General features: G+C 62.6%; 22 protein-coding genes and 1 pseudogene. 8 read left to right on the forward strand and 15 right to left on the reverse strand.

Annotated features, from left to right (window positions below; genetic code table 11):
• The 7 genes and pseudogenes from C0617_RS17205 to ubiE all read right to left on the reverse strand — a co-directional run.
• Positions 1-379: putative nucleotidyltransferase substrate binding domain-containing protein (locus C0617_RS17205; protein WP_365889362.1), on the reverse strand; the 379-nt coding region annotated here is incomplete at its 3' end.
• Between the two features lie 14 nt (positions 380-393).
• Positions 394-1,689 (reverse strand): annotated as a pseudogene (locus C0617_RS14225) (DUF294 nucleotidyltransferase-like domain-containing protein); the annotation flags it as partial.
• A gap of 164 nt (positions 1,690-1,853) precedes the next feature.
• Complete coding sequence (locus C0617_RS14230) at positions 1,854-2,213, reverse strand: hypothetical protein (protein WP_291317704.1); 360 nt, start codon at positions 2,211-2,213, stop codon at positions 1,854-1,856.
• A 168-nt stretch (positions 2,214-2,381) separates the two neighbouring features.
• Positions 2,382-4,190 (reverse strand): sodium:solute symporter family protein, encoded by a 1,809-nt coding sequence (locus tag C0617_RS14235; protein ID WP_291317705.1) that lies wholly within the window; start codon positions 4,188-4,190, stop codon positions 2,382-2,384.
• Positions 4,191-4,204: 14 nt separating this feature from the next.
• Positions 4,205-4,459 (reverse strand): DUF4212 domain-containing protein, encoded by a 255-nt coding sequence (locus tag C0617_RS14240; protein WP_291317706.1) that lies wholly within the window; start codon positions 4,457-4,459, stop codon positions 4,205-4,207.
• Between the two features lie 136 nt (positions 4,460-4,595).
• Positions 4,596-5,351, reverse strand: a complete 756-nt coding sequence (locus C0617_RS14245; RefSeq protein ID WP_291317724.1) for an IclR family transcriptional regulator — start codon at positions 5,349-5,351, stop codon at positions 4,596-4,598.
• A gap of 949 nt (positions 5,352-6,300) precedes the next feature.
• Complete coding sequence (gene ubiE, locus C0617_RS14250; protein WP_291317707.1) at positions 6,301-7,011, reverse strand: bifunctional demethylmenaquinone methyltransferase/2-methoxy-6-polyprenyl-1,4-benzoquinol methylase UbiE; 711 nt, start codon at positions 7,009-7,011, stop codon at positions 6,301-6,303.
• Positions 7,012-7,185: 174 nt separating this feature from the next.
• Here ubiE and C0617_RS14255 point away from each other — a divergent pair, with 174 nt between their 5' ends.
• The 6 genes from C0617_RS14255 (at position 7,186) to C0617_RS14280 (ending at position 12,602) form a co-directional block, all read left to right on the forward strand.
• A complete protein-coding gene (locus C0617_RS14255) occupies positions 7,186-7,572 on the forward strand; it encodes a (deoxy)nucleoside triphosphate pyrophosphohydrolase (RefSeq protein ID WP_291317708.1) in 387 nt (128 codons plus the stop codon).
• Between the two features lie 304 nt (positions 7,573-7,876).
• Positions 7,877-8,149 (forward strand): helix-turn-helix domain-containing protein, encoded by a 273-nt coding sequence (locus tag C0617_RS14260; protein WP_291317709.1) that lies wholly within the window; start codon positions 7,877-7,879, stop codon positions 8,147-8,149.
• Between the two features lie 58 nt (positions 8,150-8,207).
• On the forward strand, positions 8,208-8,528 hold the full coding sequence (locus tag C0617_RS14265; protein WP_291317710.1) for a sodium/substrate symporter small subunit: 321 nt from the start codon (positions 8,208-8,210) through the stop codon (positions 8,526-8,528).
• Between the two features lie 23 nt (positions 8,529-8,551).
• Positions 8,552-10,258, forward strand: coding sequence for a VC_2705 family sodium/solute symporter (locus C0617_RS14270; protein WP_291317711.1), 1,707 nt, complete (start codon positions 8,552-8,554; stop codon positions 10,256-10,258).
• 63 nt (positions 10,259-10,321) lie between these two features.
• Complete coding sequence (locus C0617_RS14275; protein ID WP_291317712.1) at positions 10,322-10,507, forward strand: hypothetical protein; 186 nt, start codon at positions 10,322-10,324, stop codon at positions 10,505-10,507.
• A gap of 181 nt (positions 10,508-10,688) precedes the next feature.
• Positions 10,689-12,602, forward strand: coding sequence for a putative nucleotidyltransferase substrate binding domain-containing protein (locus C0617_RS14280; protein WP_291317713.1), 1,914 nt, complete (start codon positions 10,689-10,691; stop codon positions 12,600-12,602).
• Positions 12,603-12,613: 11 nt separating this feature from the next.
• Here the strand turns inward: C0617_RS14280 and C0617_RS14285 are convergent, their stop codons facing one another.
• Genes C0617_RS14285 through C0617_RS14300 form a run of 4 tightly spaced genes read right to left on the reverse strand, consistent with a single transcriptional unit; the run spans position 12,614 to position 16,391 of the window.
• A complete protein-coding gene (locus tag C0617_RS14285) occupies positions 12,614-13,858 on the reverse strand; it encodes a nickel-dependent hydrogenase large subunit (protein WP_291317714.1) in 1,245 nt (414 codons plus the stop codon).
• On the reverse strand, positions 13,855-14,592 hold the full coding sequence (locus C0617_RS14290; protein WP_291317715.1) for a hypothetical protein: 738 nt from the start codon (positions 14,590-14,592) through the stop codon (positions 13,855-13,857). Before C0617_RS14290 ends, C0617_RS14285 begins: the two co-directional genes overlap by 4 nt.
• Before the next feature lie 9 nt (positions 14,593-14,601).
• On the reverse strand, positions 14,602-15,429 hold the full coding sequence (locus C0617_RS14295; protein ID WP_291317716.1) for an FAD/NAD(P)-binding protein: 828 nt from the start codon (positions 15,427-15,429) through the stop codon (positions 14,602-14,604).
• Entirely contained in the window at positions 15,426-16,391 is a 966-nt protein-coding gene (locus C0617_RS14300; RefSeq protein ID WP_291317717.1) for a 4Fe-4S dicluster domain-containing protein, read from the reverse strand. The genes C0617_RS14295 and C0617_RS14300 overlap by 4 nt, the downstream gene beginning before the upstream one ends.
• A gap of 218 nt (positions 16,392-16,609) precedes the next feature.
• Here C0617_RS14300 and C0617_RS14305 point away from each other — a divergent pair, with 218 nt between their 5' ends.
• The gene (locus C0617_RS14305; RefSeq protein ID WP_291317718.1) at positions 16,610-17,593 is read left to right on the forward strand and encodes a rhomboid family intramembrane serine protease; all 984 of its coding nucleotides are present in this window, start codon (positions 16,610-16,612) and stop codon (positions 17,591-17,593) included.
• 15 nt (positions 17,594-17,608) lie between these two features.
• Here C0617_RS14305 and C0617_RS14310 read toward each other — a convergent pair whose 3' ends face one another.
• A complete protein-coding gene (locus C0617_RS14310) occupies positions 17,609-17,896 on the reverse strand; it encodes a hypothetical protein (RefSeq protein ID WP_291317719.1) in 288 nt (95 codons plus the stop codon).
• Between the two features lie 342 nt (positions 17,897-18,238).
• On the opposite strand from C0617_RS14310, the gene C0617_RS14315 reads away from it, so the two are divergent.
• Complete coding sequence (locus tag C0617_RS14315; protein WP_291317720.1) at positions 18,239-20,104, forward strand: hypothetical protein; 1,866 nt, start codon at positions 18,239-18,241, stop codon at positions 20,102-20,104.
• Here the strand turns inward: C0617_RS14315 and C0617_RS14320 are convergent.
• From C0617_RS14320 to C0617_RS14330, 3 genes are all read right to left on the reverse strand, one after another.
• A complete protein-coding gene (locus C0617_RS14320) occupies positions 20,041-20,502 on the reverse strand; it encodes a DUF134 domain-containing protein (RefSeq protein WP_291317721.1) in 462 nt (153 codons plus the stop codon). The genes C0617_RS14315 and C0617_RS14320 overlap by 64 nt on opposite strands.
• Before the next feature lie 13 nt (positions 20,503-20,515).
• The gene (locus tag C0617_RS14325) at positions 20,516-21,505 is read right to left on the reverse strand and encodes a bile acid:sodium symporter (protein WP_291317722.1); all 990 of its coding nucleotides are present in this window, start codon (positions 21,503-21,505) and stop codon (positions 20,516-20,518) included.
• A 120-nt stretch (positions 21,506-21,625) separates the two neighbouring features.
• Positions 21,626-21,996, reverse strand: a 371-nt coding sequence (locus C0617_RS14330) for a GDP-mannose 4,6-dehydratase (protein ID WP_291317723.1), incomplete at its 5' end; no start/stop codon positions are given.

Raw genomic sequence — 21,996 nt, forward strand, 5'->3', positions numbered from 1 at the left:
AAACATTCAGCTTGACAAGTTCGGCCAGACGCTCAATGGTCGTCGTTGCGTCAAAGCCCTTTTCGAGCATGAACATGCGGATGCAGTCCACAATAAAAACACTCCCTGCCTGCTTGAGGGAAAGCAACCCCTTGTGCTCCCCCCCCTCTCCAGAATGAAGCGCCCCAGAAGACCGACAGGGGGTTTGTGCTTCAGGTCGTTTTCGAGCATGTAATACAGAAAACTGGAATTCCTGCGAAGTTCGGCATGGACAATGTCGCGCAGATCCTGGCAGAGCGAAGGCTCGCCCACCAAGGGCATGAAATCGAAGAAAATGGTCGAGTACATGACCCTCTTCGGCTCCGGAACGGTGATCCAGCTCGAGACACGGTCCTGCCAATCCTTGAGCCGGCCTCGCCAGAGGGGGTTGTTGGCCATGACCTTGCCGTTGCAGAGGGGATAGCCGACCCGGTCAAAGGCATTCACGAGCCTTTCGGCAAAGGGGATGAAAAACGCATCGACCTCCTCGAGCCTGGAGTCTGGGAAGTTTTCGTAGATGAGGCCGTTGTCCTGGTCCGGCCCGAGGAGCATCTCCTTGCGGCCCCCGCTGCCCATGATGATCAGGCAGAAGTCGATATCCGGGGGGCTCATTCCCTCCGATTTAACCTCCTCGAGGACGATCTCGAAACAGCGGCGCAGGATGCAGTGGTGGATATAGGAAAGGATCTCCATCGTTTCGAAGGGTGAGCGTGTCTCGCTCAGAAGAACCCGGGCAACCTTGACCATCTCTTCCCTGGCGGTCATCAGGTCCTCGATCGTCCGGGCCTCCTTGACACTGCCGACGAGAAGCATCGACTTCTGGCTTCGGTACTTCATCAGGTCCCGCAGGGTCACGATCCCCACGATCGCGCCCCCGTCGAGGATCGGCATGTGCTTGATCCCGTGCCCCATCATGAAGGTTGTGGCTTCGTACATGTAGGTATCCGGTGCCATGATGAAGGGGTTCGGGGTCATGACATCGAAGGCCGTTGTCGATTCGCAGTTGACCTCTTCCCGGGCGAGAACCTTGGAGACCAGATCATGCTCGGTGATAATGCCGGAGGCTCGGCCGGTCTCGTCGCAGACGAGCATGGCGCCGATGCCCCTCTGGGTCATCCTGCCGGCGATCTCCCTGACCGGGGCGGAGGGGGGGCAGGTCTCCACCGGAGAGGACATGATCTCCGAAAGACGCTTCTGAAAGGGATAGGCCTCCATCTGGGTCAGGGCTTTTTCGGCGTGATCCCTGACCATGTCCGAATAGAGGCTGCGAACCCGGGAAAAAATCGCCTTGGTAAAATACTCAGTGATCTGGGGATTGCGCTTGCCCGCCTTGGCGAGGAGCTCGGATGGGACCAGGTAGCATTCGGTCGGCGTGACGGTCCGGGCCCCGGCGGTGTAGGACTCGTTGGTGAAGACGGGCGTCCCCCCGAAGAAGGAGCCCTCCTTGCGGTAGTCCACCACCATCTCGACCCCTCCCGGGGTCAGGGCGACGATTTCCACCAGGCCGGTTTTGATGATGTACAGAAAACAGGTCGGCGGATCGTGCTGGTTGAAAATGTGAATATGGGGGGGGAACTTCTTGACAACGGCCGCCCGATTGAACTCCTCGAAGGTCTCTTCGGGGAGGAGGTTGAACGGCTCCGTATCCTTTAATCGCTTGATCAGGCCCATTGGTCACCCCCCGTCCCAAGAACTGTGCAGCTTCTGTTAAGACAAAAAAAGGCCTCCGTGCGGGAAGCCTTGATCACATGTGAGTTCGATAATATCACAAGAATATTGAAGACCAAAGGAATTGGTGGTTCCGGACTCTTTTCACCTCGTGGGAGGAAATTTTCTCACTGGCGCTTCTTCTTGCCGAATGTAAACGGGTGGGCCTGGCGGCTGACGATAAAGTCGGCAAAAATCTTTACCCAGAGAGTCATGCCGGCCATGGCGCTCCAGGTCTTATAGGAGAAAAAGCCGCCGGCGACACCGAGGATGGTGGTAACGGCAACGGCCCCTGCGGCCAGGTTGATCATCCCGGTATAGGGAGCCCACTTTTCGGCATCGGACGGAGCTTCCCCGCCCTTGAGCGCGACTTCTTCGTAGTTGTGCTTGATGAAAATCCTCCATGCGCGCCGCAACCAGAGAAACGCCATCGGAAAAAGAGCAAGGAAGAGCAACCAAGTTACAACGATACTGACATCAAAGACCATTCAGAACTCCCGTTGTGCCCGACAGCGCGGGCGGTATGCAAGTAAAGCCATCACTCGTTGTACCCGAGGAAGAAGGCACAATCAATAAAAAAAGTGTAAAAAAACCCCGCCAGTCGTGCTGGCGGGGTTAGATAGTTCATGCCATCAGATCACACCAGAAATCGATGCTTAGTGGGCACCGCCGATTTCCTTGGAACCCCGAGGGATCCGGACGCTTTCCACCAGCTCCACAATCTCCTGAGGCGGTGCGGGGAACATTCTCTTCACGCCGAAGGCAACGGCGAAGTTGACAATCGCCCCGATGGCGCCGAAGGCATTGGGCGAGATGCCGAAGAAGAAGCTCGACTTGCCGCCGAAGAGGCCCAGGAATTCAGTCCCCTTGATGAAGAAGATGCCTTTGTGGGCAAAGACGTAGAACATGGTGATGCCGAGGCCGGCGAGCATACCGGCGATGGCGCCTTCCTTATTCATGGTCTTGCTGAAGATGCCCAGCATCAGAGCGGGGAAGATGGAGCTGGCGGCCAGGCCGAAGGCAATGGCCACGGTCCCTGCCGCGAAGCCCGGAGGGTTGAGGCCGAGGTAGCCGGCAACGCAGATGGAACCGGCCATGGCGAGCTTGCCGGCCATCAGTTCGCCCTTCTCGGAGAGGTCGGGCATGAACTTTTCTTTGAGCAGGTCATGGGAGATCGCCGAGGAGATGGCGAGCAGCAGGCCGGCGGCCGTCGAGAGGGCGGCGGCCAGGCCGCCGGCGGCGACGAGGGCGATGACCCAGTTGGGCAGCATGGCGATTTCCGGGTTCGCCAGAACCATGATGTCACGGTTGACGTTCAGCTCGCTCCCCTTCCAGCCGGCTGCCTCAGCCTTGGCCAGAACGGCGGCGTCCGTGGTCTTGTCGTTGTAGAACTGGATGCGTCCGTCGCCGTTCTTGTCGGCGAACTTCAGCAGGCCGGTGACTTCCCAGCGCTTCATCCAGTCGGGACGCTCGGCGTACACGATGCTGTTCTCGGCGGCGAAGAGGTCGCCTCCGGCCATGACCGCGGTGTTGACGGTGTTATGCAGGTTCAAGCGCGCCATGGCGGCAACGGCGGGAGCGGTGGTGTAGAGGATGGCGATGAAAACCAGGGCCCAACCGGCGGAAGAACGAGCGTCCTTGACCTTGGGCACGGTGAAGAAACGGACGATGACGTGGGGCAGGCCGGCGGTGCCGATCATCAGGGAGACGGTGTAGACGAACATGTTGAGCGTGCTGCCCGGCACCTGGGTTGTATATTTGCCGAAGCCGAGATCGGTGATGACCTGATCCAGTTTGGTCAGAAGCGCGATGTCGGTGCCCGCCATGTCGGAGCCGAGGCCAAGCTGGGGCAGGGGGTTGCCGGTCAGCTGCAGCGAGATGAAGATCGCGGGGACGGTGTAGGCCAGGATCAGAACGCAGTACTGAGCGACCTGGGTGTAGGTGATTCCTTTCATGCCGCCGAAAACGGCGTACATGAAGACGATGCCCATCCCGATGAAGATACCGGTCGAGTTGGAGACGCCGAGGAAACGGGAGAAGGCGACGCCGACGCCGGTCATCTGGCCGATGATGTAGGTGATGGAGGCGGCCAGCAGGCAGATAACCGCCACGGTGCTCGCGCCCTTGGAGTAAAAGCGATCGCCGACGAACTGGGGCACGGTAAACTTGCCGAACTTGCGCAGATAAGGGGCAAGGAGCATGGCCAGAAGGACGTAGCCGCCGGTCCAGCCCATGAGGAAGAGGCCGCCGCCGTAGCCCATGTTGGCGATGAGGCCGGCCATGGAGATGAAAGAAGCCGCGGACATCCAGTCAGCGCCTGTCGCCATCCCGTTCAGGACCGGGTGAACGCCGCCGCCGGCAACGTAGAATTCCTTCGTGCTTCCGGCGCGTGCCCAAATGGCGATGCCGATGTACAGGGCAAAGGTAAGCCCAACGACGAGATATGTAATTGCTTGAAGACTCATATTATTTCCCCTCCCTAATCTTCGTGAACGTCAAATTGTTCGTCGAGCTGCCCCATTTTCTTGGCATAGTAGAAAATGAGTGCGACGAAGATGTAGAGCGACCCCTGCTGTGCGAACCAGAAGCCCAGCGGATACCCACCAAGGTGGATATTGTTGAGTACGGGCGCGAGCAGAATGCCGAAGCCGTAAGAAACGACGAACCAAACGATCAGCACGTTTCTGATCAGGCTCAGTGTTGCAGTACAATACCCTGCGCTATCGTGTTGCATAAAAGCCTCCTCTCTCCGTAAAAATGGTTATTTCCTGCGAAACCTTAAGTTGAAGTGCTCGACCCGGTTGTTGGTTCGGGCCATGGTCGTTTATCATAAATTTTTTTACCCCCTTTCCCCAAAAGGTGACTTCCCGTTAAAAGTTATCCCGGTTCAAGCAGTCCCCGAGGTAGCCGAGCTTAGATGAAATGGTGTTCCCTGCCTCCTGAAGGCGGGGAAGAAACATCGATTCAATTTTCTCCTGTGACAGGCGAAAGTCCGGTCCGACAAAGCACAAGGAGGCCTGCAGTTCCCCTCCGGAACTGAAGAGAGGGACGGCTGCGCTGGCAATTCCATCCCCCATGGCGCCCTGATCGATGCAAAACCCCTGCAAGCGCACCTTGCCGAGACTCTCTGCCAGGGAGGGCCACTCGGCCTTGGCTTCTCCGTCGGCGGGGGTGCAGGCGAGCAGCACCTTGCCGGCGGCAGGAATCTCTACGGGATATCGCTTGCCGACCAGGGAGATGATCTTGACCTGCTGACTGGTGTCGACCATGTCGAGAAACAGCACGTCCGAGCCCCGCCTGACCGTGATATAGGCCGCTTCGTCGCACTCCCGGACCATCCTCTCCATAACCGGCCGCGCCTTGCGGAGCAGGCCCATGCGGGAGAGAAACTTCTGCCCGATTTCATAGGCCGAGAGTCCGAGGCGGTACTTGCCGGAGCCCTTTTCCTTCTCTACGTACCCCCGATTTTCAAAGGTCGCAAGAAGCCTGAAAACGCTCGTCTTGTTCATGCCCAGTCGCTCACTCAGGCGCGAAATCCGGACCTCGTCTCCTTCGTCGCAGAGGGCCTCAAGGACATCGAGGGCATTGTCCACTGACTGGATGGAATATGAATCTTTTTCTCGCACGGACAAGGGCAGGCTCCTTGAATCTTGTTTCGGGAAGGTTGACCCCAGAGAAAATCCCTGGCGTGGCGCCTCCATGTAAAGCCGTTTTAAAAGGTTCATGCGAATCCACCTAACGCATCGCCATGGTCCAAAAGTAATACAGCGTTTTATTGTTGTCAACGCTATAATGGCAAAAAAAATTGGGTTTTTTTATCAACAGCGATTTCAAATAGTTATAGCTTTCAACAAACCCCAAAAAACAACAAAGATGTTTTACAGAGAGCATTTTTTCCCACACCTATCATCCCTCAAAAGATAAAATGTAACGTGTTTTGGGTTTTTTAAGAAAATATCGTTTTACCCCGGGAGAAAAAATATGGTGAGCCTGCTCAGGCTTAGATACGGAGTCGAGATTCAAATCTCGCCCCTTTCGAGGCTGTCTATTAATAAAAAAGGGACCGAGGCGGTCAGAAAAGACCCGGAATAAAATGAAGTTTACCTCAGAGAAATGACTTTGCATCACGCATAACGGTTATTCTCCAGAAAGCTGGTTTTTTTTAAAGTTTTACCTAGGGGGCCAGCAAGGGATGGGCGTCTGCCGTCCAAGGCGCGGACCGGCCCAATATCAAAAAGGGCGAAGAGGGGCGGGGTGGCAATGCGGCGGGAGTCTGTTTCGGGGCAGGATGCGGCCTTTTCCGTAATGCTTCGAACGAGAGAACTATCAGGACTTACAGGGGACAGCGGGGCCCCGGGCGCAAGGCATAGGGCCGGGCCGCCTCGCCTTCCAATCGCTCTCTTTTTCCCGGGGTCAGTCGCAACGGGGGATAGGGCGTATCGCTTTTACTCCTGAAGCTGCAAAAGTTTTTGCCTTCACAAAAGAAGCTTCAGCGGGCCGTTTGAGGGGCGAGGAGCAGAGCAACAAAAAAGGCGGCCGAAGCCGCCTTTTCATCGTCGCAACTTATCCCAGCCCTCAGTCTCGCTCGCCGACATAAACCGTTGCGATACCGAAGGTCTGGTCGAAATGCCGGAGACGGGTGAAGCCGGCCTCCGCCATAAGGGCCATGAAAGACTCCTGGTCGGGAAACTCAAGGACGGAGTCGGGCAGGTACTGATAGGCGCTGCGCCTGGAGATCAGGCCACCGACAAAGGGGAGGATGCGACGAAAGTAGAAGTGATAGAGCGCCTTGAAGAGGCGGCTGCGGGGATTGGAAAACTCGAGAATCACCGCGCGGCCGCCCGGCTTCAGGACCCGGTGCATCTCCCGGAGACCGGCCGGTCGATCGACCACGTTGCGAATGCCGAAGGCGATGGTGACGCCATCGAAGGTGCGCGAGGGGTGGGGCATCGCCTCGCAGGGAGCGTTGACCAGGGAGATCCGGGAGCGGTGGGGGGACTCGGCGATCTTCTCCTTGCCCAGAACCAGCATCCCCTGGGTAAAGTCCTCGCCGACGATATGCACCGACTCGGGGGTCTGGGTGGCGATCTCCAGGGCCACGTCCCCGGTCCCCGTCGCCACGTCGAGAACCTTCCCCCCCTCCGGAATCTGCAACTGCCTCACTGCAAAGGTGCGCCAGCGGCGGTCGATGCCCAAAGAGAGCACGCGGTTGAGCAGATCGTAACGCGGGGCGATGGCGTCGAACATCTCCCGGATGCCGCGCCCCTTTTCCGAGATGTGGAACATAGGCTCCTCTTTTGGCTTCAGCGCCAGCGCGCGGTAAAAATCAGCGGGCAATTCTTAACACATCCCCTTCTGACCTGTCAGCAAAAAAAGCCCCTTTTTCCAGAGACGTGGCCCATGTATACTGGCGACGCCCGACGCACCAACAGCCCCTGCCCCAGGAGAAAGAAACGACCGATGCTCCCCCTCCTTGTCACCGCCGCGATCATTCGGAAAGAGAAACAGGTGCTCATCACCCGCCGCCCCGAAGGAAGTCGCCATGCGGGCCTGTGGGAATTCCCCGGCGGCAAACTGGACGACGACGCGTCTCCCCAGGACTGCCTGAGGCGGGAGATCCGCGAGGAACTCGACCTCGAGGTGGCCGTCGGCCCCATTTTGGAAGTCGCCTACTACCGCTACGATTGGGGTCCCGTGCTGGTGCTGGCCTTTGAATGCCGTCCCCTGGGCAACCGCATCCGCAACCTGGAAGTCGCCGAGCACCGCTGGGTTCGCCCCGAAGCCCTCGCCGACTTCGACATCCTCCCCGCCGACCGACCCATCATCGAAAAGCTTCTTTGCTCCTGATCGACCCCGTTGCAGGAACGTGTCGTCCCCGCCCGCTACGGCTTCATCCTCTTTCGCGGTCTGCCCTCTCCCCGAAGTATCAACTTCACCCCTTTTGACCCCAGGAGGATGACCTCACCTCCAACCATTGGAGTCACCCACCTCACTATTTTACCCCTTGAAAAGCAATAAATCGTTGACAAAATAAAACGATGTATTATTTTCTTACAGATAGCGAAACGATAAAGGCCCGGAAAAGGACCAGCCTGTGCGCCACGGCAGCGACAGCCACCTCCGCCCGGCTGTGCCCCAGAGGAGCTGACCATTGCACTTCGACGGTAAAGACCCACACTCCATTCAGGCCGTGGAAAACACCCTCGACGTTCTGGAGGCCTTGAGCGAAGCGGGGGACGAGGTCCGGCTCTCCAGCCTGAGCGAAAAACTGGACATGAGCAAGGCGAGCGTCATTCGCCTGTTGACGGCCTTTGAATACCGAGGCTATGTGGAGAGGAGAAAGGAATCGGACAGTTACCGACTCGGCCTCTCCGCCTACGAGATGGGAAAGAAGCTCCTCTCCCGCATGAGCCTTCGGCCCTAGCCTTGCCCCTCTTGAAAAGCATTGCGCCCCAGGGGGCAAGGACCCCAAGGAGATAAGCATGGCCGCAAACGACCGCGTGTACGTCAACTTTTTCAAGCCCTCATCCCAGAGCATGAAGGCGGAGGTGGGTGTTGCTTCGACCGTCATCATCATCTTGTTTCTCCTGAGCTACGGTATTCCGATCGTGATCTGGCTTGCCGGCCTGGGCGACCCCGAAGGGCTTGGCCAGTCCTTCATCACCGAGACGCGCTTCCTCGGTTTCCCTCTCCACTACTGGCTGGTCGCTCAGGGTTGCACCATCGGCTACGTCCTGCTGTGCAAGCTCTACTGCATCCTTTGGGACCGCAAGATCACCCCTATCCGCAGGGCGGCAAAGTAGCCGGACAGACAGGAGTTTCCCGCATGACCAAACGATTCGGCCAAGCCTGCCTGGCCCTCTCTCTCGTCCTCGGCTCGGCGGGTCTGGCCTTTGCAGCCGAGACCGCCGGGCAGGAGCTTTTCCAGGTGGAGAAGGGCTTCAAGCTCATCCCTGCCGTCATCATGGTCGCCTTGCTGTGCGTCTATATCGGCGTCGGGTTCCTCTCAAAGGTCTCCGAGACATCGGGGTACTGGGTCGCCGGGCGCGGCATCGGCAAACTCGGCAACGGCGCCGCCATCGCCTCGGACTGGATGAGCGCCGCCTCCTTCATGGGCGTCGCCGGCCTGCTCTACCTCAAAGGCTGGTTCGGCCTCGGGTACATCATCGGCTGGACCGGGGGCTACGTCCTGCTGCTCTGCCTCATCGCCGCCCAAATCCGCCGCTTCGGCAAGTACACCATCCCCGAGTTTCTCGGCGACCGCTATGACAGCCACACGGTGCGCCTGATCGCCGCCACGGTGACCGTCATCATCGCCATCACCTACTCGACCGCCCAGTTCAAGGGAATCGGCCTGATCTGCGGCTGGATCTTCGGCTTCAGCTATGTCGGCTCGGTCTTCTTCGCCGCCGGCGTCGTCTGCGCCTACATGCTCCTTTCGGGGATGGCCGGGGTGACACGCAACCAGCAGATCCAATACGTCGTCCTCATCTCCGCCTTCATGATCCCCATCTGGGTCCTCATCAAGAAGGCCGGCGGAGCAGGCATCCTTCCCCAGATCGAGTACGGCGGCATCCTCTCGGGGATGATGGAGGGCAAAGTGGTCACGGGCCAGCTCGGGGCCGACCGGGCCGCCGAACTGAAAAACCTCTACCTGCCCTGGGCAAAGGGGGACCTCTACCACTTCATCGCCCTGGTCTTCACCCTCATGGTCGGCACCGCCGGCCTGCCCCACATCATGATCCGCTTCTACACCGTCAAGAACGAGGACGTCGCCCGCAAGAGCGTTCTCTGGGGTCTCTTCTTCATCGGCCTGCTCTACTGGTCCTCCCCCGTCTACGCCGCCATGGGCCAGTTCTGGAACCCCCTCGGCGGCAAGGCCGTTGCCGACGTCATCATCCTTTCGGCCCCCGAGCGCGCCGGCCTGGGAATCGCCTTCATCGGCTACCTCGCCTCGGGCGCCATGGCCGCCGGCCTCTCCACCGTCGCCGGCCTTCTCGTCGCCGGGGCCTCGGCCATCGCCCACGACTGGTACGCCACCGTCTTCAAGCCCGACTGCACCGACATGGAGGCGCTGACCGTCGGCCGCGTCTTCACCGCGGTGCTCTGTGGCGTGGTTGTCATCACCGCTCTCAATCCCCCGGCGCTCATCGCCCAGATCGTCGCCATGGCCTTCGCCATCGCCGGCAACACCATCTTCCCGGTCGTCGTCCTCGGCATCTGGTACTCCGGGTCCAACAAGTACGGCGCCATGGCCGGCATGTTCTTCGGCCTCGGCATGACCCTGCTGGCCATGATCGGCTGGATCGCAAAGATCCCGATGTTCGGCGCGGGCGGCATCCTGCCGGCGACCTCCTCGGCCCTCATCGTCTGCCCCCTGGCATTCCTCATCAACATCATCGTCTCCAACATCACCGCGGCCAAACTCTCCGAGGAGTCGGCCGCGCGGGGAGACAACATCCTGCGCAAGCTGCACAACCTTCCCGGTTGCGAAGAGGATGAAAAGAGCAAGGGGAGCGCCCTCGCCCCCTAAAAGGGCTGCAAGCCCCCCCCTGCCACCATGGGAAGAAAAAATTCGCCCGAAGAGAAGTCTAAGATGAAAACAGTCTTTACCCGCAAGCGCCTCGCCATGGGTTTCGCCGTCCTCGGCATCGGCCTGATGGGCGTTGACCTCATGATCACCCGAAGCGTCTTCATTCACGTCGGCGAGATCATGGCGTTGAGCATCTTCAGCTTCGTCCTCGCCATCGTTCTCGAGCGCGACCCGAAAAGGCGACAATAAAAAGCTCCACCAGGCAGGCACCGCCACCACTCGGAAAAGGGCCGCGGCTTGGTGAAACAGCTTGCCGGTCCGCCGTCTTCCGGCTATATTAAAATCTCACATGGGCTAGCCGAACCACCCCGAGCGGGAAGCCCGTCTGCCATCCTGAACTTCATCCTCCAGCCGAAACCGGAAGACGCCGATGCCGCTGATCAAGCATCTAAAAGACACCGAACCATTCAACCACCTCCCCGACCAGATTTTCCAGGAAATCCGCGCCGCGGCGCGCACCGAAAAATACCCCCCCAACACCTATATCTTCCGCCAGAACGCCCCCCCCACGGGATTTCTCTACGTCATCAAGGAGGGGTTGGTGGAAATCACCGTCCTGACTCCCGGCGGAGGGGACATGGTCCTCGACTACCGCCAGGAGGGGACCGTCTTCGGGGGGACGCCGATCTTCACCGGCGAGCCATACACCGGCGGAGCCCGCACGGTGAAGGCCACCGAGTGCTACCTCATCCCCCAGGAGATCCTCAAGCGCGCCGAGGCAGACAGCCCCAGGATCAGCGAGTACTTCACCCGCATCGTCCACTCCCGGGTCCGGCGCCTCTACCACGACATCGTCTCCGACCATACCCAGAAGGCCCTCACCCAGGTGGAGGCCTACCCCTTCAAAAAGCGCCTTTCGGAAATCATGGTCACCCCGGTGGAGGCCTGTCCTCCAGATGAAATCGCCCAGAACGTCGCCCGGCGCATCGCCGAGAAAAAGATCGGCTCGGTCCTGGTGGTCAACGAGGCCCGGGAACCGATCGGCATCATTACCGACAGGGACCTGGTCACCAAGGTCATCGCACCGGACGACGTGGACTGTAAATCGGTCTGCGCCAGGGAGATCATGACCCCTCACCCTCACTTCATGAGCCCCGACACCTACATGTACGAGGCCATGTCCTACATGATCGGCCACCGCATCAAGAACCTGCCCGTGGTCGACCGGGGAGAGGCGGTCGGGATGGTGAGTCTCCGGGACCTGATGCGCTACCGCAGCCAGAAGGCGATGCTGATGATCGGCAACATCCAGGAGGAGACCTCCCTGGAAAACCTCGCCGCCATCCGCCGCGAATTGGTGACAGTGGCCCGCAGCCTGCTGTCGGAAACCCGGAGCACCCCCGAAGTCATGGAGATCCTCTCCTACATCCACCACGGCATCATCAAGCAGGTCTACGAGCTGTGCCTGGAAGAGATGAGGGCCGAAGGCAAGCAGCCTCCCGACATCCGCTTCTGTTTTCTCATCATGGGCAGCGGCGGGCGCCGCGAGATGCTCCTTTCCCCCGACCAGGACAACGGTTTCATCTTCGAGAACGTGCCCGACGAACGGATGCCCGAGATCGACGCCTTTTTCGTCCCTTTCGCAGAAAAACTCGTGCAGGCCCTCAACCGGGTCGGCTACCCTCTGTGCCACGGCAAGGTCATGGCCAACAACCCGTCCTGGCGCGGGCGCCTGCGGGACTGGCAGGCCCGCATCAAGGACTGGGTCAACGAGCCCGAGCCCCAGAAGGTCCGTTACTCTTCCATCTTCTTCGACTTCACACCGTTGGCGGGAGACCCCAGCCTGGCCCAGGACCTGCGCGAGATCGTTCACTGCGAGATCCGCGAGTTCCAGGGGTTCCTCTACCACATGATGTCCCTCGACCTTCGCTACAAGGTGCCGGTGGGCCTGCTCGGCCGGTTCATTCTCGAAAAGAGCGGCGACAACAAGGGGGAGCTTTCCCTGAAACAGGGCGGAAGCATCTACATCGTCGACTGCATCCGCATGTTCGCCCTGGAGAAGGAGCGCTCGGAGCTGACCACCATGGAGCGGCTCAAGGCCCTGGTCCAACTCAACGTTTTCGACCAGGAGACCGCCGAGCACATCCGAGCCGCCTTCGAGGCCCTCAGCTTCCTGCGCCTGCGCAACGAGATCGCCCTCATCGACGCGGGCAGAACGCCCACCCACCACCTTGACCCATATACCTTGTCCAAAAACGAGCAAGACCTCCTCAAGGAGGCCTTCCACGCCGTCAGCAAGCTCCAGGACGCCACCAAGCGCCACTTCGGCCGCACGCCCTTTTAGAAAAGCGCCTCTCAGCCTCCCGGCTTACAGCCCCCCACATTCAGGACATGGACCGCGCAGGAGATGCAGGGATCATAGGCCCGCACGATCCGCTCTGCGCGCGCCCTCAGCTCCTCCTCGTCGTCCACCCCTTTCAGATCGGCGAGCAGCTGCCCCTCCATGGCCCCCTGGTTGACAGCCGTCGGGGTCACGATGTCCGCCACCGCCACCCTGCCGAGATCGTCGATGGCGTAGTGGTGGATCAGCAGACCCCGCGGCGCCTCGATGGCGGCGGTTCCGACCCCGGCGCCGGGGCGGACCGCCCCCGCCAGGGGTGCGGCCGGGTCGGCATCGAGGAGTGCATCGACCAAGCGGCGGGCCCGCTCCAGAGCCCAGGCCAATTCCAGGGTCTGGGCGGCGTTGTTGGCGTGGATTCCACCCGGCCAGGAGTCTGCCAGCCCTTCCCGCCCCTGCCGGGCAAGGGCGCCGGTCAGGAGCACCTCCCCGGCCCGCTTGGCATTGGAATAGGAAGAGGGCTGCTCGGAGAGCAGCCCGTGATAGCCCTCCACCGGGACCTCACGGCCATCCGCGAGGGCGAGGGTCTCCCCCCGGAGCAGGACCTCGGCAGAGGCCTTGACGCAGAGGCCGACTCCGACGACGGGGGAAGAGGGAGGATACCCCGCCGGGTCGCCGAAAGGTTCGAGCACAGACGGCAACCTCGCCTCCCAGGCGGCCAGGTCGTCCCGAAGCCCCTCCAGGACACTGCGCTCCGGCAGGCGCAAAACCCCTCCAACCTCCACGTTGACCGGGTGGATGGCCCGGCCGCCGGCCACCTCCTGGATGCGGTTCCCCAGGGCCTTGAGAGCCAGCCCGCCGCGGGCCGCCGGGTGGTCTTCCCGAAGAAGCTCCAGGACAGAGGGGACACCGGCCAGGTCAGGCAGCACCAGGCAGAACAGGTGCAGGGCGTGGCTCTCGATGTGGCCGCCGACCAGCAGCAGGTCGCGCACGCGCCAGGCCGCCGCCGGGACCTCCACCCCGAGAGCGTCCTCCAGGGCCGCCGCCGCGGTCACCCGGTGCACCGAGGAGCAGATGGCGCAGATCCGGCAGACCAGGGCCGGCACCTCCGCAAAGGAGCGCCCCAGCAGAAGGCCCTCGAAGAGACGCGGCGCCTCGAGCAGGGCCACCCGGGCCTCCAGAAGCTCTCCTCCCTCCAGGACCAGTTCCACCCGCCCGTGTCCCTCCACCCGGGTCAGGGGCTCCAGGTGCAAGGTCTTCATGGCTCCTCCCCGGTAAAGCGCTTCATGCGGGCCGCCACCTCCCCTTCCGGCAGCCCGACCTCGAGCAGCAGCCGGTACTGCTCGGCGCGGTTGGCCTCGGCCACCTCCCCCCGGCACCCTTCGCAGGGAACCCCGAAGGAGGGGCAAAGAGCGGCGCAGCCGGCCCGGGTCACCGCCCCCAGGCAGGGCTGCCCCTTCTCAAGGAGCAGACACAGGTTCTCCCGGCAACGGCACTCCATGCACACGGGGTATTCGGCCAGGGCGGGCAGCCCCCCGCGAGCCAGAGCGCCGACCGTGCGCAGCAGTTCACCCCTTTCGGGGGGGCAGCCGGCCAGCTCGATGTCGACCCGGACGAATCGGGAAAGGGACTGCGGGGGGAAGGTGGTCTTCTCGGCGGCGGTCTCCCCGTAGACCCCCTCGCACAGAGCGGCGCGGTCAGTGCCGGCCAGACTGTTCACCCCGCCGGTCAGGGCGCAGGCGCCGACAGCCGCGAGCACCTCGGATCTGCGGCGCAGCTGGAGAAGCGCGCTCAGCTCCTCCGGCCGGGAAACCGATCCCTCCACGAGGACGACGTCGAGCCTCCCCCCGTCATCCGGGCGCGAGGAGGCCATGGGAAAGACCACCACCTCGGCCGCGGCGTCGAAAGCCGCCAGGTCGGCCTCGCAGTTGAGCAGGGTCAGCTGGCAGCCGCAGCAGGAGGTGAAGCGCTGATATCCCAGACGCAGCCTGGACAAGGTTCCCCCTCAGATGGCGCCCTCCATGGAGCGCAGTTCGGCCAGGGAAAAAACAGGCCCGTCGCGGCAGACGAACCTTCCCCCGACGACACAGTGGCAGCACTGTCCCACCCCGCACTTCATGCGCCGCTCCAGGGTGGCATAGATCCGCCCCGGATCGATGCCGAGGGAGGCGAGTTCCTCAAGAACGCAGCTGTAGAGAGCGGGCGGTCCGCACACCGCCGCCGTGGTGCGCCCTGGAGCAAAGCGCAGATCCTCCAGCAGCCCGGTGACCAGCCCCACCTTGCAGAAAAACCCCTCGGACGACCAGGGCAGGTCGGTGACGAAGTCGACCGAAAATCGCAGCCGGATCTGTCCCCGACGGGCAAGAGACTCCAGCTCCTCCCGAAAGAGAAGGGCGGCGGGATCCCGCGAACCGTACAACAGGATGATCTCCCCGAAATCCTTCTTCCGATCGAGCAGGGCTTGCAGCAGGGCCCGCAAGGGGGCCATTCCCAACCCCCCGGCCACCAGCAGGACGTCTCTCCCGGCAAATGCCTCCAGGTCGAAGCCGTTGCCGAAAGGGCCCCTCATCCCCACCGGGGCCCCCTCCTCGAGGCGGTAGAGGGCCGAAGTCACCCGGCCCGCCCTGCGGATGCAGGCCTGAAACTCGGTCGAAGAGGGATAGGCGGCGGCGGAGCCCGGAAAGGCGCCGACCCCCGGAAGCGAAAGCTCGACGAACTGCCCCGGCTCCACCGCCATCGGAGTCTCCGGGCGAAAATAAAAGAGGTGATTGTCGGGCACCGCCCGCTCGATGGCTTCGACCCGCGCCGGGACGGGGAGAAAATCGACCTTCATCGCTGTTCCTCCCCGGAGAGCTCCGTCAGCACCGAAGAGATGTCGATGTCCACCGGACAGGCCCGGGCGCAGCGGCCGCAGCCGACACAGGAGACCTCGCCCCGGAGGGGACCGAAACCGAGGAACTTGTGCTCGAAGCGGAAGCGCAGGCGGTCCCCCCTGCGGGGCCGGAAGTTGTGCCCTCCGGCGACCAGGGCATGGCTGCGGAAGAAGCAGTTGTCCCATTCCCGATGGCGGGCCGTCCGGCCGCCGGGCAGGGCCTCGTCGACCACGTCGTAGCAATAGCAGGTGGGGCAGACGGCGCTGCACGCCCCGCAGGACAGGCAGCGGCTCCCCGTCTCGCGCCACAGGGGAAGGGTGGCGCTCTTCGAAAACAACTCCGGGAGGTTTTCCGGCAACGCCCCTCCCCGGCCCCCCATGGTCTCCATCGGCAGGGGCAGGTCCGACTCCTCCGCCCCCAGCCCCCGGAGCCCGTCCAGGACCCCCTCCCCCCGGGCCGAACCGGCCCAGACCCGGCCCTCGGCGAGAAACAGGTCAAAGAGGGGCAAGGCCGGGCGCGGCGCACAAAAGCACTCATCGCTCGGTGTGCAGGCCGTCCCGAGCACCAGCATATCCGTGCGGCGCCTTTGGTAAAAAGGATCTTCGGCGAAAACCCGGTCCAGGTAATCGAGGGCGTAGAGATCGCAGGGGGGGATACCGACCAGGGCCCTGGGCCGGCATGGCGGATCGGAGAACGAATCGCCGGGGCCCGGAAAAGCGCAGATCTCCTCCCGTGGAGGCAACAGGAGTTTCTTCAGGGGGATCAGGGGCAGCCCCCCTGGCTCCAAATCGTCCCAGGAGGAAACGGCGGTCAGGCGGGTCACCCCGTCGTTGCCGTGGACCGGGCCCCAAAGTTCCCGTTCCGCCCCGAGATGGCAAAGCAACTCCTTCTCGAAACCATCTGCTATGGCGAAACTTTTCACGCCGGTCCTCCCTCCCCGTTATAACCCAGTCTACCAGTCGCCCCGGTGCGCACAAGGAGTCGCGGGTTGACAAGCCGTCCCAGAACGAAGGGTTGCCAAAGCGGACATGGAAACTGCTAGAATGATTATCTGCGAAAGGAAAGAGCGGACCGGGTGGCGACAGGGGGAGATGGCCCCTCTTTACCCCCACGGCCTTTTCCTACAACCGAGGGAGCCGGATGACCTGGGAGAACGAAATCAGGCCGAACGACCAGGCCGGCCCACCGCCGGCCGGGACATCATCCTCCGAGGGGGAGGTTCTCGTCTCTCTCCAAACCGGAGAGCGGACAGGGAGGGCCCTGTCCTCGCAAGTGGCCGAAACCTGGTCCCTGGTGCTGACTGCCCGTGACGTTCCCCACCGGGTGCAGCGCTGCGGGTGGGGGCGGGAGATCTTCGTCGCCCCGACCCTGAGAGAGCGGGCCCGCAGGGAGCTTCGACTCTACGAGGGGGAAAACCGGAACTGGCCCCCGACATACTCGAAAACCGTCCTCGCCGACAACACCCTGGCCACCCTCTCTGCGCTGCTGCTCCTGGGCGTCTTCCACAACCTGACAATTCTCCAGGAACCCGCCCTCGGGGGTGCGGCCATCGACTGGGTCCGCACCGGTAACGCCGATGCAGGGAAGATCCTCGACGGACAGTGGTGGCGCCTCGTCACCGCACTCACCCTCCACGCCGACGGACGGCACCTCCTGGGCAACCTGCTCATCGGCGGCTTCTTCATCGTCCGCCTGTGCCGGGAAGTCGGGTCCGGGCTCGGCTGGAGCCTGCTCCTTCTTTCGGGCCTTCTCGGAAACCTGATCAACGCCCACATGCAGGACCTGCACCACCGCTCCGTGGGCCTGTCCACAGCGGTATTCGGTGCGGTCGGTCTGCTGGCGGCGCTCAGCGTGATGCGCCATCGGCGCAGCCTCCGGAGCCGGTGGCCCCTTCCCCTGGCGGCGGCTGCCGCCCTGCTGGGACTGCTCGGGACGAGCGGAGAGAACACCGATCTCGGCGCCCACCTTTTCGGGTTCGTGGCCGGCCTCGGACTGGGCATGACCGCCGGAGCGTGGCTGAAAACCCGCGGGCTCCCCTCCCCCTTTGGCAATGCCCTGCTGGCGGTGGCCGCCCTGGCGCTCACCCTCGGGGCCTGGCTGGCAGCCTTCCAGAACCCCGGCTGACCGGCGCTCCGGATCTCAGTGAGGCCCTGCCCCGGTTTCCCGCTCCAGCCAGGATATGGCCGATTCCAGGTCGCAGCCCCGCGCCAGCTTGACCAGCCCCACCACGTCGCCCTCGGCGTTGCACCGGAAGCACTGGAACTGCCCGCCCTTGATGACCATCTCCGGTTCGCCCCTGCCGGTGGGCTGGCAGCCGGGGCAGAAGAAGTGCCTCCCCCCGCCTTTCAGCCCCAGATCCCCGGCGATTTTCTCCACCGCCCCGCCTTCGGCCAGCCGCTGATCCCAGTCCTTGCGGTGGTCAGTCATGAAGCCGTCCTCCCTCGTCTTTTTCGCAAAAAGGTCTTCGATGGAAATATCGCACCGACGCCAGACCAAGGCAAAGGGGAGGCATCGGTTTCAGGGCCCCTAAGGGGCATTCCTGGGTTGAATTCTACCCGCTGTTTTACGGATTGCAAAAGGAGCGAACCGGTTCCTCCCGCCGCAGCCCCTGGAGGGCGATCGCGAAAAATCTCGAGGGGGAGAGAAGAAGCTAAAATCACTCGAAAAAGGGATTGCACAGCCTCGGTCATGAAATTTCCCATAACCCTGTTAGACTTTTTTTATTTTCCACCCATTTAACTCCACCCATTTCACGAGGAGGCAGGATCGATGAGAAAAGGTGCCATTGCGCTATTGGGGCTGCTCCTGCTGCTGCCGGCCTGGGCCGGCGCGGCGCAGAAATGCCTGACCTGTCACGAGGGTATCGAGAAGTTCGCCGACGTTCCGGGCATGGCCCACCTGACCTGCACCGACTGCCACATGGGAGACGCCGAGGCGACAGGGGCGGAGGCTGCCCACAAAGGCATGTACGCCAACCCCTCCGACCCGCGGGTGATCGACAAGACCTGCGCCGCCTGCCACCCCAATGAGGTGGAAAACGCCCTGAAATCGCTTCACGCCACCAGCGCCTGCAAGATCAGCGGGACCCGCTACGCCGCAGGCAGCCAGGGACGGGAGGGGATTTACGCCAACTACGCGGTCTCCGACGACAAGCCCGAGGGCAAATACGCCGTGGGCTCGCTGAAGGCCATCCCCTCCTACGACCCCGCCAAGGCCGAGGGCCCGGAGAACCACCCCATCGACGACTACCTGCGCAACCAGTGCCTGCGCTGCCACATCTGGAGCGACGGTCACCAGCGCGACGGCGACTACAGGGCGAGCGGCTGCGCCGCCTGCCACGTCCTCTACTCCGACGCTGGGACCTACGAAGGGGGGGACAAGGCGATCGACAAGAGCCAGAAGGACCGGCCCCGCTTCCACCGCCTCACGAGCAAGATCCCAGAGACCCAATGCCTGCACTGCCACAACCGCGGCGGCCGGACCGGGGTCAGCTACATCGGCACCATGGAAAGCGACGGCTACGGCACCCCCTGGACGGCCAAGGGGGGCAAACAGGGCAAACTGCACGGCAAGCACTACAACCACCTGACCAAAAACGTCCACTACGAGAAGGGGATGACCTGCATCGACTGCCACACCATGCAGGACCTGCACGGCGACGGCAACATCTACGTCAAGAAGGAGCAGGCGGTGGAGATCGAGTGCGAGGACTGCCACGGCACCCTCGACAAACGCTCGGAACTGAAGACCTCCTGGGGCAACCCCCTGACCAACCTCAGCGAAAGGGGGGGCAAGATCATCCTGACCGGCAAGCTCGACGGCAAGGAGCACGTCGTGCCGCAGATCTCCGAGGCCCAGTTCGGCGGCGAGGGGCAGGCCGCCATGGTCGCCATTCCCGGGCACATGGAGAAGCTCGAATGCTACGCCTGCCACGCCAAGTGGGCCCCCCAGTGCTACGGCTGCCACGCCAAGCAGGACATCGCCAAGCCGAGCGGCGACTGGCTCAACGGCACCCCCGGGGGCGACCCGAGCATGGTCAGCCACAAGAACAACCGGGCCCAGACCGCTTTCGCCTGGAACGAGTCCCGTTCCTACCTGCGCTGGGAAACCCCGGTCCTCGGTCTCAACAGCGAGGGGAAGGTCAGCACCTTCATCCCCGGCTGCCAGGTGATCTTCACCCAGGTCGAGGGCGAGGAGAACCGGGTGCACAACAAGACCTTCACCACCGTCGACGGCACCAGCGGCCTCGGCACCAACCAGATCCAACCCCACACCACCACCAGGGCGGCGCGCTCCTGCGCCGACTGCCACATGAGCACCAAGGCGGTCGGACTGGGCAGCGGTTTTTACGTCACCCAGGACAATGGGGTGGACGTCGACTTCGAACTGGAGCGGATCGTCGACGAGGAGGGCCGGCAGATCCAGCAGACGGCCCACGAAGGCTCCCGGCCCTTCAACAAGGAGGAACAGCAGCGCATCCTGCGCGCCGGCACCTGCCTTCCCTGCCACGGAGGCGACAATGCCTTCTGGAGCAAGGTAAAGGACAAAGCCGGGGTCGATGCAGCCCCCACCTACGAGATGCACCAGAAGGCCATAAAGAAAGTCCTGGACAAAGCCGGCAAGTCCTTGTTCTGAGCCCCACGCCACGCCAACATCAAAGGGCGCGCCGGTCGGCGCGCCCTTTGATGTTCTTCTGTTCCCATCCCCCTGCCTGCCCCGGGCCGAGGAGCCCTATCAGCTGCTCTCCCGCCCCCCCCCACCAGGGCCCGTCTCTGGGTCATGGCATCGACGATCTTCTTCCGTCCGCTCGCCACCAGGCGCTGGACCGTCCCCCGGGAGACGCCCATCCGCTCCCCGGCCTCCTGCTGGGTCAGACCCTCGCTGTCGCAGAGGCGCACGGCCTCCATCTCATCCTCGAAGATGACCTCTTTGTCCAAGTCCTTGAGGGGAGTCCCGGCGGGCTTGAAGACCAACTTGCCAGCCTCCCGGAAAGGGCACTGGCAGTGTCTCGGTTTTCTCGGTCGCGGTGACATCTCTTTCAGCCCCTCATTCGGCGCGAAGGTGCGGCGAAACGTCGCATGGCCCGAAGATCCGGTCGGTCAGTTTCACGTACCAGGCCGCCGACTGCACCTGGATAATGTAGGCCAGGGCGATGACGAGGGCCGCGTCGGAGCCCGCTGAACCGAAGGCGTTGATCGCCACAGCCAGGGCGATGGAGAGGTTGCGCATCACCGTGCCGTAGACGAGGGCGATGGCGTCGCCGCGGGGCAGGAGCATCTTCCCGGCGACGGTGCTCAGAACAAAATTGAACAGGTAGAGGATCAGCAGGGGGACGAAAATGGTCAGCAGCTCTCCGGGACGGGCGGCGATCGCCTGGGCCTTCAGGGACATGGCGATAAAGACGATACCGAGGACTCCGAGGGTGGAGAGGCCCGGGAAGCGGGGCGCCACGCTCTTCTGAAAGGCCTCCTGGCCGTAGCGGCGCACAAGAAGCCGCTGGGTGGCGTAGCCGGCGGCCATGGGCAGAAAGACGATCAGGGCGATCTGCCGGAATATCCCCGGCAGGTCGAACGTCACCTCGGCCCCGAGCAGGGCCTGGACATAGAAGGGAGCAGCCAGGGAACCGAGGACCAGCCCCACGACGGTCATCTTTACCGCCGCCGCCAGGTTCCCCTTCGCGAAGCCGGTCCAGGAGATGGTCATGCCGCTGGTCGGCACCAGGGCCGCCAGCAGCAGGCCGAGAGCCATGTAGGGGCGATCGGCAAAGAACAGCCTGCCCAGGCCATAAGCGACAAAGGGAATGACCGCGAAGTTGATCGCCTGGGTCAGGGCCTGGGTCTTCCCGCTCCCGCCCTTGAAGACCTGGCGGATCTTCAGGGTCACCATCATCGGGTAGACCATGAGGAAGGTGAAGGGGAGGATCAGTCCCTTCAGCGAACCCGTCTCCGCCACCAGACCGAAACCGAAACCGGCCAGCATCAGGGCCGGGATGGCGACGGTCAGATTTTTATTGAGCCAGCGCAGCAGGTTCCACATGGCGCCTTCCCTTTAATTTTCAGTTCAACCGGCGGCCTGTCCGGGTCCGGTGCAGACCGAAACGATCCTGGCGATCGAGTTTAGAGATGGGTCCCCCCCGGAAAGGATTCACCGCAACTGTCATTCCGTCTCCGAGTACCCCTTCGGATTTCCCTCCTGCCAGCGCCACCCGTCCCTGCACATTTCATCCAGCGAGCGGATGGTCGTCCAGCCCAGCTCCTTTTGCGCCATGGAAGGATCGGCATAGCAGGCCGCAATGTCCCCCGGTCGGCGTGCGATGATCTCATAGGGGACCTTCCGCCCGCTGACCCGCTCGAAGCTTTTCACCATTTCCAGCACGCTGTAGCCCTGACCGGTGCCGAGGTTGCAGGTGACCAGTCCGGGACCGGCGGCGAGGCGCTCCAGGGCCTTGAGGTGACCGAGGGCCAGGTCGACGACGTGGATGTAGTCCCGCACCCCGGTGCCGTCCGCGGTCGGGTAGTCGTCGCCGA

This window comes from Desulfuromonas sp. (genome assembly GCF_002868845.1).
Classification (GTDB): domain Bacteria; phylum Desulfobacterota; class Desulfuromonadia; order Desulfuromonadales; family BM501; genus BM501.

What these genes read in the sequence shown, in the direction of transcription:
- C0617_RS14230 (WP_291317704.1), bottom strand. Translation starts at nt 2,213, where the DNA reads ATGGTCTTTGATGTCAGTATCGTTGTAACTTGGTTGCTCTTCCTTGCT.
- C0617_RS14235 (WP_291317705.1), bottom strand. Translation starts at nt 4,190, where the DNA reads ATGAGTCTTCAAGCAATTACATATCTCGTCGTTGGGCTTACCTTTGCC.
- C0617_RS14240 (WP_291317706.1), bottom strand. Translation starts at nt 4,459, where the DNA reads ATGCAACACGATAGCGCAGGGTATTGTACTGCAACACTGAGCCTGATC.
- ubiE (WP_291317707.1), bottom strand. Translation starts at nt 7,011, where the DNA reads ATGTTCCACATCTCGGAAAAGGGGCGCGGCATCCGGGAGATGTTCGAC.
- C0617_RS14255 (WP_291317708.1), top strand. Translation starts at nt 7,186, where the DNA reads ATGCTCCCCCTCCTTGTCACCGCCGCGATCATTCGGAAAGAGAAACAG.
- C0617_RS14265 (WP_291317710.1), top strand. Translation starts at nt 8,208, where the DNA reads ATGGCCGCAAACGACCGCGTGTACGTCAACTTTTTCAAGCCCTCATCC.
- C0617_RS14270 (WP_291317711.1), top strand. Translation starts at nt 8,552, where the DNA reads ATGACCAAACGATTCGGCCAAGCCTGCCTGGCCCTCTCTCTCGTCCTC.
- C0617_RS14275 (WP_291317712.1), top strand. Translation starts at nt 10,322, where the DNA reads ATGAAAACAGTCTTTACCCGCAAGCGCCTCGCCATGGGTTTCGCCGTC.
- C0617_RS14280 (WP_291317713.1), top strand. Translation starts at nt 10,689, where the DNA reads ATGCCGCTGATCAAGCATCTAAAAGACACCGAACCATTCAACCACCTC.
- C0617_RS14285 (WP_291317714.1), bottom strand. Translation starts at nt 13,858, where the DNA reads ATGAAGACCTTGCACCTGGAGCCCCTGACCCGGGTGGAGGGACACGGG.
- C0617_RS14295 (WP_291317716.1), bottom strand. Translation starts at nt 15,429, where the DNA reads ATGAAGGTCGATTTTCTCCCCGTCCCGGCGCGGGTCGAAGCCATCGAG.
- C0617_RS14305 (WP_291317718.1), top strand. Translation starts at nt 16,610, where the DNA reads ATGACCTGGGAGAACGAAATCAGGCCGAACGACCAGGCCGGCCCACCG.
- C0617_RS14310 (WP_291317719.1), bottom strand. Translation starts at nt 17,896, where the DNA reads ATGACTGACCACCGCAAGGACTGGGATCAGCGGCTGGCCGAAGGCGGG.
- C0617_RS14315 (WP_291317720.1), top strand. Translation starts at nt 18,239, where the DNA reads ATGAGAAAAGGTGCCATTGCGCTATTGGGGCTGCTCCTGCTGCTGCCG.
- C0617_RS14320 (WP_291317721.1), bottom strand. Translation starts at nt 20,502, where the DNA reads ATGTCACCGCGACCGAGAAAACCGAGACACTGCCAGTGCCCTTTCCGG.
- C0617_RS14325 (WP_291317722.1), bottom strand. Translation starts at nt 21,505, where the DNA reads ATGTGGAACCTGCTGCGCTGGCTCAATAAAAATCTGACCGTCGCCATC.